Annotated in this window: 7 protein-coding genes; 5 read left to right on the top strand and 2 right to left on the bottom strand. The window is 41.1% G+C overall.

The window, feature by feature from the left end:
• Window positions 1-72: 72 nt before the first annotated feature.
• The gene (locus HMPREF0549_RS00450; RefSeq protein WP_003716273.1) at window positions 73-354 is read right to left on the bottom strand and encodes a hypothetical protein; all 282 of its coding nucleotides are present in this window, start codon (window positions 352-354) and stop codon (window positions 73-75) included.
• 38 nt (window positions 355-392) lie between these two features.
• Window positions 393-971 (bottom strand): GNAT family N-acetyltransferase, encoded by a 579-nt coding sequence (locus HMPREF0549_RS00445; protein ID WP_003716271.1) that lies wholly within the window; start codon window positions 969-971, stop codon window positions 393-395.
• A 132-nt stretch (window positions 972-1,103) separates the two neighbouring features.
• Between HMPREF0549_RS00445 and cls the strand changes: the two genes are divergently transcribed.
• From cls to HMPREF0549_RS00420, 5 genes are all read left to right on the top strand, one after another.
• A complete protein-coding gene (gene cls / locus HMPREF0549_RS00440) occupies window positions 1,104-2,582 on the top strand; it encodes a cardiolipin synthase (protein WP_003716269.1) in 1,479 nt (492 codons plus the stop codon).
• Between the two features lie 33 nt (window positions 2,583-2,615).
• Window positions 2,616-3,383 carry a sulfite exporter TauE/SafE family protein gene (locus HMPREF0549_RS00435; protein ID WP_003716268.1) on the top strand — a complete coding sequence of 256 codons (768 nt, stop codon included), beginning with the start codon at window positions 2,616-2,618 and terminating at the stop codon, window positions 3,381-3,383.
• 129 nt (window positions 3,384-3,512) lie between these two features.
• Window positions 3,513-7,289: a PD-(D/E)XK nuclease family protein gene (locus tag HMPREF0549_RS00430; RefSeq protein ID WP_003716267.1), complete on the top strand. Its 3,777-nt coding sequence runs from the start codon at window positions 3,513-3,515 to the stop codon at window positions 7,287-7,289.
• On the top strand, window positions 7,289-11,149 hold the full coding sequence (addA, locus tag HMPREF0549_RS00425) for a helicase-exonuclease AddAB subunit AddA (protein WP_003716266.1): 3,861 nt from the start codon (window positions 7,289-7,291) through the stop codon (window positions 11,147-11,149). Before HMPREF0549_RS00430 ends, addA begins: the two co-directional genes overlap by 1 nt.
• Window positions 11,149-12,084, top strand: coding sequence for a LacI family DNA-binding transcriptional regulator (locus HMPREF0549_RS00420; protein ID WP_003716265.1), 936 nt, complete (start codon window positions 11,149-11,151; stop codon window positions 12,082-12,084). The genes addA and HMPREF0549_RS00420 overlap by 1 nt, the downstream gene beginning before the upstream one ends.
• Window positions 12,085-12,116 lie beyond the last annotated feature (32 nt).

Genomic DNA, 12,116 nt, shown 5'->3' with positions numbered 1-12,116 from the left:
ATAACGGTGGCCGGTAAATACGAAATGTTCCCCGGTCACCGTCATTTTATTTTTAACTATGTTAAGCGCTAATTAAGCAGCGTTCTTTTTTAGTTGGTTAATCTTAATTTCAATCAATCCGGCTCGTTCACCGAGATCAAAGAACTCTTTTTGAAGCCTAAAGAGGCGACTTTGGATTGCTGTACTAGTAGGCAACCATTGTTGGTTTAAGTACATCTTCCAGAAGTCATCATCTGGCTTTAAGCCAATTCGCTTACTAAGCTGCTCAATTTCTGGATGAATTTTTTGGATCTTATTAACTAGTTCATTGTGTTGGCGAACTAAATAACCCAGATCGTTTTTTGCGTACTGCATAAAATCCCTCCTATAAGTAAAATTATATCCTACACTTCCTATTTTAACAGTCCTTTCATAAAGTCGTTAGTAATTCTTGTAACTTTATAACCGTGATTGAGATTTAGTTCAAAAGCAAGCCGTTTTGGGTCGTTTTTGTCATTAACGGTAACTTCACCACAACGAATAAAGCCAAAATCATGAGCTAGCTTCTGCATTTGTTTGTTCTTTTCGTGAGTATCAAGGCGGAAGTTAGTCCGTCCTTGGAGTTGACCGACAGTAATAAGGTTACTGAAGAGGAACTTGGCGAGTCCCTGTCCACGGTAATTACTTGAAAGAGCTACTCGATGAATTGTGGCATATGGAGATTGAGGGTGACTCCACTGGCCATTATGAATGTTTTGGTATGAAGGCTCGGGAGCAAGTTGGAGAGCTGCAGTTCCGGCAACTTGATCATTTACCACGAGGCCCCAACTTATTTCCTGGGAAATATCATGAGCAATCATTGCACGATCAGGGTGACCATCTTGCCATTGAGGGTTGCCATCATTCTTAAGTGAATTTCGCGCTTCCTCGATGATCTCCATAATAGTATCGAGATCTGCTAATTTAGCGCGGCGAAGATAAATTGTTGACATGATTTAAATTAACCTCGGTTCACTAATAAATTTCTTTCATTATAGAACAAAAAAAGAAAGATTTTGTAACTGCCGTTGGTTATCCAATTTTTATGAGTTAGAATTAAAGGGATAAAAAAGGGGAGTGCCGTAATGATATTAACGTGGAATGTTATTAAGTGGTTGCTGATTACAATTGTCGTTATTAACGAAATTGCGGCACTATTTACGGTCTTTAGAGAAAAGCGAGATATTGCGGCAACCTGGGCATGGCTGCTTGTGCTATTATTGCTTCCGGTAGTTGGATTTATTATCTACGCGTTTCTCGGACGAAAGTTGCCACAGCGTCGGTTAGAGCGAATTAAATCGCAGACGCAATTGAAATTGAAACAGGCTGTTGACCGGCAAAAGGTTCAGTTTCAAAATATGCCAAAACCGAAGCATTCAACTGCTCAAATGTATCGACGGACGGTAATGCTTTTTCAAAGTTTAGATAACGCCTTTCTGACCCGTCATAATAATGTCAAAGTTTATATAGATGGTGATAAGCTATTTCAACAGCTCTTTGCTGACATTGAAGCGGCCCAAAAGAGCATTAATATTGAATTTTATACAATCTATAATGATCAAATCGGGAATGAATTACGGACCCTGTTAGAGCAGAAGGCAGCAGAGGGCGTTGAGATTCGGGTGCTTTATGATTCATGGGGTTCGATGGGGGTTCGTTCTGATTTTTATAACGGACTCCGTAAACGTGGCGGCTATGCAACGCCATTCTTGATGACCCATAGCAACTTTATTGATTTTCGGTTGAATTACCGTGATCACCGTAAGATCGTTGTAATTGACGGCAAAATTGGCTATGTCGGTGGCTTTAATATTGGTGATCAGTACCTTGGGCGGGTAAAGAAGTTTGGTCCGTGGCGTGACACTCACCTCCGAATTATCGGTGGCGGTGTATATAGCCTACAACAGCGGTTTATTCGTGACTGGAATGCCTCAGTTAAGCATCAGGAAAGTCGAATTAAGCATTTTCGGCGCTTCTTCCCTGAAATTAAATTAGATAAGAGTCAGCTTGGGAACGAAACGTCACTGCAGATCGTTTCTAGTGGTCCAGAATCACCACAGGAAAACATTAAGTTAGGTTATTTGCGGTTAATTAACGCTGCGACTGATCATATTTGGATTCAAACCCCATATTTAATTCCAGATGATAGTGTGATTGATGCGCTTCAGGTAGCTGCTCATTCGGGAGTAGATGTCAGGATAATGGTTCCGTGCAAGCCGGATCATCCGTTTGTTTACCGGGCAACTCAATACTATGCTCGAGTATTGGCAAACCATGATATCACCATTTACTTTTACGAAAATGGTTTTTTGCATGCCAAAACGATCATGATCGATGGCAGAATGGCAAGTGTTGGTTCTGCAAACCTTGATTTTCGAAGCTTTAAATTAAATTTCGAAATTAATTCCTTTATTTACGATCGCAATATGACGGATAAGCTAGAACAGATCTTTGTAAATGATATTCGTAGTTCACGGGTGATTACGCCAGAAATGTTTGCCAACCAATCGCGGTGGTTGCGGTTTAAGCAGACATTTTCACGGTTACTATCACCGATTCTGTAGGATTTAATAAGTTAGTTTGATAGGGAGAGAGAAATGGCAGGAATTCCATCGATTGGAACATTAATTTACTTATTACTTGGTGGTGTCGTTGCGGGAATTTTAGCTTCGGCAGCTTCTTTTGCTTCATTGGCATCATACCCACTGCTTTTAAGTGTTGGTGTAGCTCCAGTCTATGCTAATGTGACAAATGATGCTGCACTGATTTGGAATAGCCTGGGCGCGGTATTTGCTTCTGGAAGGGAACTCCACGGTCACTGGCGTCAGGTATGGATCTACGGTTTCTTTACTGTGATCGGTTCAATTATTGGTTGCATTCTTTTACTTGCTTTTCCGGGGAAGGTGTTTGAACGAGTAGTCCCGTTCTTTATTTTGATTGCGGGTGCAATGATTTTAGTTTCAGGGAAGCACCAACCCGACTTAACTAAACAGAAACCTCAGTGGTTAAAAGTTTTGTATATCTTTCTCCTGATAGTTGTTGGGGGATATGCGGGTTACTTTGGTGCCGCAAGCGGGATTGTAATTTTAGTATTATTAACATACTTGACTGATGAGGACTTTTTAGTATCAAACGCAATCAAAAATGCGGTTTGCGGCTTTACTAACCTCGTTGCCTTGATTATTTATTCATTCACATCAAAAATTTATTGGTGGGATGCAATTCCAATGGCAGTAGGAATGTTTATTGGTGGTTACTTAGGACCAATTGTTTTACGATATGTCCCTGCTAAATTGATGCGCTGGGTAATTGCATTGCTTGCTCTAACTCAGGCAATCATCTTCTTTAAGCAGGCATACTTATAAAGAAATATTATTGTTGGGAGTGGGCCTTTATTACTAATGGACTGCTCCTTTTTAAATAATTTACCTAAACATTTGTTCGATGCGTATGGTAAAATTGAATTTGAATTTATGTAAAAAGGATGGATCACCATGGGAACTCTAGGCTTTGTTTTAGGCACTCGTGCAATGGATCATGAACTAGTAATGATCGATCAACTGGCAGACCAAATGAAAAAGGCCTCAGCTAAAGACCGGTTTTTCTACTTGGTTCCTAACCATATTAAATTTGAAACAGAAATAAGTATCTTGGCTGGTTTACGAAAACGAATGGGCCTTGATAATGATCAACGCTTTGCTTCAGAAAAGCTTCAGGTACTATCCTTTAGCCGGTTAGCGTGGTTCCTTTTACGTGATACACCAGCTTTTCAAACACCACGAATTTCTAAGATCGGAATGACGATGCTGACATCCCAAGTGGCTCAGGAACATGCTCAGGAGCTACACCTTTATGCAAGCGAAATTAAGCGGCCAGGCTTTATTCAGAAGCTGACGGAGCAATTAGAAGAACTAAAAAGTGCTAATATTTCAGCGGACGATTTTTCAGTGATCCTTGAGCAAATTCAGCAAGACCAATCATCAGGGGCTAACCGTGTCTGGCTAACTAAGATGCATGATATTGAGATTATTTACCATGCTTATGAGGAACAACTTCGGCAAAATTTCCTGGGAAATAATGAGCTTTATTTGCAGTTAGTTAAGTATTTACAAACTAATAAAGAAGTTCATCACATGCACTTCTTTATTGATCGATTTGCACAGTTTACTGCTAGTGAACAACGAATTGTTGATGCTTTAGTAGAAAATGGGGCAGCTACAATGGTCTCACTGGTTCTCGATCGGGGTTATCCTGACCAAAATCACCCTAGTCCAAGTGAAGTTCCTGCCGAAAATGATTTGTTCTATTCCTCGGCAATGGTTTATCGACGGCTCTGGAAGCTGGCTCAGCAAGAACCACAACAAATCCAACTTCAGCCGAATGTATGGTTTGCAACACAACCGCGAGTTAATGATGATCTTCAAAGGGTTGATCATTACTTTAAGCGGTATGCAGCAGGACCAATTTCAACAACGGAAACTAGCCAGTTGACGGTACCTTCAGCGGTTCAATTTTATACAATGGCAAATCGTCGTGAAGAATTAGAAAAAGTAGCCATAAAAATTAGACAGTTGGTCGCTAGTGGCAAGTATCGTTACCGGGATTTCTTAGTTTTGACCCGGCACCTCGATGGTTATCAGAACATGATCTCGCCGATCTTTGCACAAAATCAGGTACCGGTTTTTGATGATCATGAACGTAAAATGGATCAGCATCCGCTGGTAATCTTGTTAAGCACGTTGTTTAGTATTGACCAACGAGGGTATCAATTAGGAGATATTATGCAGTTGCTAAAGACGTGGCTATTGGTACCACGATTAGCGACTGGTGAGTTAATGCCAATCAAGACTTTTCAAGAAGCGGTATTCACTACCGAAAATTGGTGTTTAAAGCAGGCAATTCGCGGAAAACAGGATTGGATAAACTCAGACTTATGGACCGTTAAAGATGCTGAGGACCAGCGAGAAAAAGCAACCACTCCGCAAGTAGAACAATTAAATCAGCAATTAGCGATTGTTCATAATTACGTTGTTGAAACAATCGTGCCATTTTTAAACCAACTAAAGGAAGCAGAATCAGGCCGGGAGTTGGCAACGATGCTGTTTAACTTTTTGCAACAAAATGGGGTTACTGAACGACTATATCAATGGCAACAATATCAGAGTACTCGTGATCTTGATTTGGCACGTCAGCCACAACAAGTTTGGGAAAAGTTTTGCCAGATCCTTCAAGAATATGTCGAGATCCTTGGAGAAGATCAGTTGGACAAGGAGAATATCGACGATTATCTTGAAAAATTTAATGAGATTATCCAAGCCGGTTTCTCAGCAGCCCAATATTCCCAAATTCCAGCAACGCTTGATCAAGTGGTTGTTTCCGAAACGGGAATTGTGCAAAGTCAAAATAAAAAGGTTGTCTTTATGATCGGCTCAACTGATGATGTGATGCCAGAAGTACGCGAAAACGATGGATTACTGACTGATCAAGATAAGCAGATCTTAGCTCCATATTTAGATGATGATTTTCAATACTTACCGGCTGACATGATAACAGAATTGAATAATGAACCATTTGTGCATTATTTGGGGATGCTTTCTGCAAAGCAACAGTTGATTTTCACGGCTCCACAAGCAACCAATGATGATAAAGAGTTGACGATTTCACCATATATGCGCGACTTGGCTGCTTATCTCCAGCAACCGATTATTAATTCGCCATTAGTAACTAGTAAGGTTGGTAGGGAAAGTGCTCAGCAGTTCATCAGTAGTCCGGAAGCTAGTCTAAGTCAGCTAGTGCGGGTAGGCCGTCAGGTACGGGATGACCAAAAAGCAGTTGCTGCACCAGTCCAGATGCCATCGGCCTGGAAAAAAATTAAACAGGATTTGATTTTATTAGCAAAGCAGTGGCAGTTAAGCTCAGATGCTACTGATAATGCTTTAGGAAAAAGACTTCAACAGCGCTTAGAAATGGTAAATCAAGGATTTAATTACCATAACGTTGTGGACGACATTGGAGCAACGTTAGCGCAAGCATTATATCTCCACGCTACCCCTAATAAGGGTGGACAACGGGTTTTGTATGCTTCAATTTCACAGTTGCAAAACTTTTACATTAATCAGTACGAATATTTCTTAAAGTATGGTTTACAACTTCAAAAACGAGACCGCCTTGAAATGTCTTCTGATCGGATCGGGACTTTCTTCCATAAGGCGATGGAGACCTTTATTAATAACACTCGTCAACAACAAGTTGAATTAAAGGAGTTAGTAGCTGATTCGCAGGAATTAAGAAGGTTTATTGATGAGGCGTTACAGGCCGCTGAAAAGAACCAGCCTGAATTAGTCCGACTAACGGAATCATCAACCCAGGCAAAGTTCCAGTATCACCAGTTACGGACGATTGTGACAACAATGCTTAAAACAATGTGTCAGCAAGCTCAGTATACTGAGGCTCGACCTTTTAAGACTGAAGCGCAATTTGGCCGGATTGGCAGTCCAAATCAAGTTAACTTGAAAGCATTAGACTACCCATTAGCTTCTGGAGATCGGATTTATTTGCGTGGCCGAATTGACCGAATTGATCGCCTTCCTAAGGAGCAGTTAACTGATCTTTTACAGCCAAGTGATTTTCTTACCGTTGTTGATTACAAATCAAGCAACCATACCTTTGACCTTACATCGGCTTACTATGGCATTTCCTTACAGTTATTAACCTATTTAAATGGGTTACAAAGCAATCTGCAGGAATTAGACGAGCCAACAGCACGGCTTGCGGGAGCATTATACCTGCACTTAAATAATCCCAAGTTTGATTGGAAACGAAACCAGCATAAGGATTTAGAAGAGTTACAGTTAAGCTCCCACGAATACAAGGGAATTCTCCTGAATGAACCAGCGATCCTTGACTCGCTCGATCAGAAACTTCAAGATAATCAGTCGGTCTTGTACCCGTTAAAGGTTACTAAAAAGGGCGGCATTTCTGCTAAAAAGGACGCGCTCCTTGTTACTCCTGATCAGTTACACTGGCTCCAAGAATGGAATAAACAATTAATTATTGCCGCGGGAGATAAAATCCTTGAGGGACAGGTTAAGTTAAATCCTTACCGGTTAATTGAGGGAAGTAAACGGTCAACGGGATTAGACTATAGCGACTTCAAGGATATTTATCAATTTGACAATATGCTGGATCAGCAGCGTTACCGTCAGCTTGATCCACGGAAAGCGAAGGAAGATTTTGATAATGCAAAGAAAGAAGGAGGGACTAAAGAGTAATGGCAACATTTAACCCAACGCCAAGTCAACAACGAGCGATAGATGATCGTGGGAAGAACATTCTTGTTTCCGCTTCAGCAGGATCAGGGAAAACAGCAGTTTTGGTTGAACGTGCTATTAAATTGATCAGAGAGGGAATTCATGTCGATCGGATGTTGATGGTGACCTTTACGGATGCCGCGGCAAAGAGTATGCGGGATAAGATTCGTGAAGCTCTCCAAGAAGCAGTCCGCCAACCAGTGCATAACGCTGAAGAACAGCAACAGCAGCGGCGAATGATTAATGAAATTAATCGGTTAGCTACGGCCGATATTAGTACCATTCACGCCTTTTGCCTAAAACTAATAAAGCGCTACTATTACTTAATCCATTTAGATCCTCAATTTCGGCTATTAACGGATGATACCGAGCGTCTCCTTCTTCAAGAAGAAATCTGGCAACAAGTTAGTGAAAAACTATATGAATCACCACTTGAGCAAGCCAATGATGAGCGGGCAAGCTTTAGCGAACTGGTAACTAATTTCTCTAATGACCGTGACGCACAAGGATTAGATGATCTGGTTTTGAAGTTATATGAAACAGCAAATGCTCAGCCAGAACCGGAGAGCTGGTTACAAGGACTAGCTGACAATTATTTCCTGGGAAATGATTCAATTACTAGTACCAAATTCTATCAAGAACAGCTAAAACCAGTTGTTAAAAATAATTTGAAACAGCTGATGAATGACTATGCCGAATTGAGTATTCGAATGGCAGACCTTGGATATGATAAACCAGCTGAAATCATCAAAAGTGACCAGGAACAAATTAGGGATCTGATCACGAGTTTGGATCAAGACCAGTGGGGAGACATCCGTGCCGCATTTCAGGGAGTTAAATATGCTCGAATGAGTGGCGGGGCAAAGAAGAAGGATCCCGAATATGAGACTTACCAGTCATTAATAAAGGCGCGAAACGGACTCAAAGAACAACTGAAATCCTTAGCGACAGATTACTTTGAATATGATGAACAACGTTTCCGGCAAGTTGCAAATCATGCGGCCGGAATCCTAAATGAATTATCAGCGGTTACAATTGAGTTTTCACGAGCTTACCAACAAGCAAAATTGAATCGTCATGTTTTAGAATTTAGCGATTTGGAGCACTATGCTTACCAAATCTTAACGCCACCTGCGGATCAGCCAGATTGGGTTACCCTTGTTAACGAATTACGTGAACACTATCAAGAAATTATGATTGATGAGTATCAGGATACCAACCCGCTTCAGGAAAAGATCTTGATGCAATTAGCCAGTCCAGATCAGCAAAACTTATTCATGGTTGGTGACGTAAAACAGTCAATCTACCGTTTTCGTGAGGCAGATCCAACTCTTTTCCTTGCAAAATATGAGAATTATCGTAAGGGAAAGGGTGGTGAATCAATTGTTCTAGCAGAAAACTTCCGGTCAATGCAAAACGTGACCGGTTTTACAAATGTTCTATTTGAACAGTTGATGGATCGTCAGGTCGGTGAGATTGATTATGATAAGGATGCTCATTTGAAGTATGCCGCAACCTATTACGACGAAAATCCAGATAACCAGGTTACCCCTGCTGAGGTATTGCTTTATGATGCCAACGCCAATCCTAAACTTCCCCAAGAAGACGATAAGTTAACTGGAGAACTACGGATGGTTGCCATGCGAATCAAACAGATGGTAACTAATAAAGAATTGATTTACGATAAAAAAACACAGCAAATGCGGCCAGTTAAGTATGGGGATATCGTTCTCCTTGAGCGAACAAAGAACATTAATAATACTTTAATGGAACAGTTTAATGAGCTGGAAGTTCCGCTGACAGTTCATGATGTCGAAAGCTATTTTCAAGCAACGGAAGTCAGGGTAATGATGGCATTGCTAAAGATTATTGATAATCCTAAGCAAGATATTCCGTTAGTTGCAGTTCTTCGTTCACCAATTGTTGGCCTTAGTAATAAAGAGTTAGCTTTTATTCGGCTTCAAAACCGGCGGGCAGACTTTTATACGGCATTAACGACGTGTCAAAGCAACTTTGAAAGTCACCACCTTCAGCAATCGTCAGCATTGAATTCTGATCAGTTAACACGTCTTCAGCAGAAACTAACTACTTTCATTGAGCAATTAACTGAATTTCGGCAAGTAGCTCAACAACAAACCTTAGTTAATTTAATTTGGCATATTTATCAGGAAACGGGTTATTTAGACTACGTTGGTGCAATGCCGGGTGGGCAACAACGACAGGCCAACCTTCATGCACTATATGAGCGGGCGCATACTTATGAGCAAAGTAGCTTTAAGGGTCTTTACCAGTTCACGCGCTTTATTGAAAAAATGCAGGAACATGATCAGGATCTGGGGGTAGCGCCAACACAATTAGATACGAATACCGTTAACGTAATGACAATTCATGGGAGCAAGGGTCTTCAATTTCCAGTTGTTTTCTTGATTAATACAAACCATCATTTTAATAACGCGGCTGTTCGGGAAAATGCGGTTGTTGACCCGAATTCTGGAGTTGGTATTAAGGTAATGGATCAGCAACGGCTAGTTTATGATACGCCACAGCGACAAATTATTTTAAATAATATTCAGCAAGGCGAACGAGCAGAAGACTTGCGGGTCCTCTACGTTGCGCTAACCCGAGCTGAACAGCGGCTGATCATTACGGCATCGTTTAACGAAACGCGAAGGGGCCAAAAACTAGTTGAAGCATGGAATGGTTGGCAAAAAGCATTCCAAAGCAACCAGCAATTGATTGGTTCGCAGTTACGGATAAGTGTGAAGTCCTTTATGGATTGGATCGGTTTAGCGCTTGCACGGTATTCTAAGCAGTTTAATGCTGCTAAGTTAAGTATTTCAGGGGATGACATAACAGATAAGGGAATTATTTTGGAAGATAGTCCCCTTAATACGGGAAAAGGATTTACCGGAATGGCGACAGAACCATTCTTCGTTGCCCAAACTTTTACCGCTACTGATGTTGAGCAACAACTGGAAAAATTAACTAAGCCAATCAATGTAGCGGATGAAGTAGGTTCGCAATCACTTGAGTCCCCGTCAGCAAAGGAGATTGATCAAGTGCTTGCCTTTCGTTATCCACACGAAGTCGCAACCAAAACGACGGCCTATCAATCAGTTACGGATGTAAAACGGGTATTTGAAGATCCGGATAATCGTGAAATGGGTCAGTGGGATTATGAACAGCAACGAAAGGTGAAGAACCGCGGACTTTATTTAAGAAACGATTTTGCGACACCACAGTTTATTCAACAAGGTGATCAATCGCCAGCGGCAACAGAAGTCGGAACTGCCACGCACTTGGTATTTCAAAAATTACCGCTAAACGACAAAGAGATCACGGTGAAGCAAGTCCAAAAAGAGATTCAGCAATTAGTTAAGGAACACCTAATTAACTCTGCAGTAGCACCGTTTATTAATATGGAAGGAATTGCTGCATTTTTCCAAACAGATCCAGGACGACAGATTATCGCCAATGGGCAAAACTATCATCGGGAAGAACCATTTGCGATGATAATGAATGGTCATGAACTATTTAAAGAGGTTCAAGCAAGGGATGATGAGCGGATCCTGGTTCATGGGATTATTGACGGCTATTTAGAAACGCCTAAAGGAATTACTTTAGTCGATTATAAAACCGATCATATTAATCCTCAGTATCGAGAATTTGAATTAGCTAAAATTACTGGTCGTTATCGTGGTCAGCTGGAGTTATATCGACAAGCATTAAATATTATGAAACCAATACCGGTTGTTCAGATGGGACTCTACCTGGTAGAATTAGGTGAGTTTATTCCATTTGAAATCGAGGGACGGCCGTAATGGTAACAATTAAGGACATTGCAAAACAGGCGGGAGTATCCGTTTCAACGACATCACGGGCGTTGAATGATAATCCGCGAATTAGTCAGGAGACGCGAGAACGGGTTAAGAAGATTGCGGCAGAGTTAGGGTATCAACCTAACTACACTGCGCGGAATCTTACTCGTGGAGAATCGAATATGGTGGGGTTAATTTTTCCAGTTACGGAAGATACGGCACCAGCAAACCCATTTCATATTGACCTCATGCGGGGAGTTAGTACGGCACTTCAGCCACTACACTACGAAATGGTGGTAGCAATCGCCGCAACTCAAGACGAATTGCTTGAAGAGGTTCGTTCAATGGTTGATCAATCTAAGGTCCATAACTTTCTGGTTTTTTATGCAATGAGCAATGACCCCATAACAGCTTATTTACGGCAGAATAACCTTAACTTTGTTATTATCGGTCACCCAATGGATCAATATCCGGATCGATTCGTTGATAACGACAATATTGCTGCCGGAAAAGCAGCAACAGAACAACTGTTAAAAACCCATCATTTAACTCATCCAGCTTTTCTTGAATCTGTTGATCCCTGGTTGTTTGAGCGAGAACGAGCAGCTGGTTATGATGAATGCATGAGAACTCATCATTTAAAAGCAGTTGTTTGGCAATTGGGTACGAATGCTGATTCGTTGGATGATTTTCTTAATAACCATCCCGAAACAGATGGTTTATTATTCTCTGATGATCTGTTATTTGTTCGCTTTTCTCATGAATTGCAAAAGCGCTCGTTACCAGTATTTTGCTTTAACAATAGTCGGTTAATGGGGATGCTGACAAATAGTGATGGGCGGGTTGATTTGCGTCCCCGTGAGTTGGGGAGAGAGGCGGTTAAGTTGCTTTTCGATCCAATGAAGCACCACAGTTATGTCACATTTCAAGTTAATTAATACGAGAGCACACTAGTTAAAATTAAAGAAAA

Source organism: Limosilactobacillus vaginalis DSM 5837 = ATCC 49540, from assembly GCF_000159435.1.
GTDB classification, from domain to species: domain Bacteria; phylum Bacillota; class Bacilli; order Lactobacillales; family Lactobacillaceae; genus Limosilactobacillus; species Limosilactobacillus vaginalis.
The sequence above is the reverse complement of the archived record's forward strand: the minus strand, read 5'-3'. Positions and strand labels throughout refer to the sequence as shown.

What these genes read in the sequence shown, in the direction of transcription:
- HMPREF0549_RS00445 (WP_003716271.1), bottom strand. Translation starts at nt 971, where the DNA reads ATGTCAACAATTTATCTTCGCCGCGCTAAATTAGCAGATCTCGATACT.
- HMPREF0549_RS00450 (WP_003716273.1), bottom strand. Translation starts at nt 354, where the DNA reads ATGCAGTACGCAAAAAACGATCTGGGTTATTTAGTTCGCCAACACAAT.
- addA (WP_003716266.1), top strand. Translation starts at nt 7,289, where the DNA reads ATGGCAACATTTAACCCAACGCCAAGTCAACAACGAGCGATAGATGAT.
- HMPREF0549_RS00430 (WP_003716267.1), top strand. Translation starts at nt 3,513, where the DNA reads ATGGGAACTCTAGGCTTTGTTTTAGGCACTCGTGCAATGGATCATGAA.
- HMPREF0549_RS00420 (WP_003716265.1), top strand. Translation starts at nt 11,149, where the DNA reads ATGGTAACAATTAAGGACATTGCAAAACAGGCGGGAGTATCCGTTTCA.
- cls (WP_003716269.1), top strand. Translation starts at nt 1,104, where the DNA reads ATGATATTAACGTGGAATGTTATTAAGTGGTTGCTGATTACAATTGTC.
- HMPREF0549_RS00435 (WP_003716268.1), top strand. Translation starts at nt 2,616, where the DNA reads ATGGCAGGAATTCCATCGATTGGAACATTAATTTACTTATTACTTGGT.